Below are 388 nucleotides of genomic sequence, written 5' to 3'. Positions count from 1 at the left end.
GTATGCACCAGCAACATAAACAAAAGTCATATACAATCGAGTACTTAAGAGAGAAGTTTAATTGTGTTGATAAGTACAATGTGATTAGTGAGTTTAAACGAAATGTTTTAGACCCAGCGATTAGAGATATTGAGAACAATACGCCTTATAGAATTACTTACAGTCAAATCAAAACAGGGCGTATAGTGTCATCAATCATTTTTGATTTTGATTGCGTTAACGACAAAAAAATAAGTAAAAATAAAAACAATCAGATAGAGCGTGATAACAGTGTGCTAGACATGTTCACAAATAATCTATCTGATGCTCAGCTCACTAGGATAGCAAGGAATAAGCAATTCATAGCTGATTACAATCACCTAATAAGCCCACAAAGTAATGCCAACAA

General features: G+C 33.2%; 1 protein-coding gene. It reads left to right on the top strand.

What is annotated here, in order from left to right:
- Positions 1-80 precede the first annotated feature (80 nt).
- Positions 81-388 (top strand): replication initiation protein (locus QC283_RS39410; RefSeq protein WP_336620693.1); only part of this gene is annotated, 308 nt, incomplete at its 3' end.

It is taken from the genome of Streptomyces sp. DH41 (genome assembly GCF_029813785.1).
In the GTDB taxonomy this organism is placed as follows: domain Bacteria; phylum Actinomycetota; class Actinomycetes; order Streptomycetales; family Streptomycetaceae; genus Streptomyces.
The sequence above is the reverse complement of the archived record's forward strand: the minus strand, read 5'-3'. Positions and strand labels throughout refer to the sequence as shown.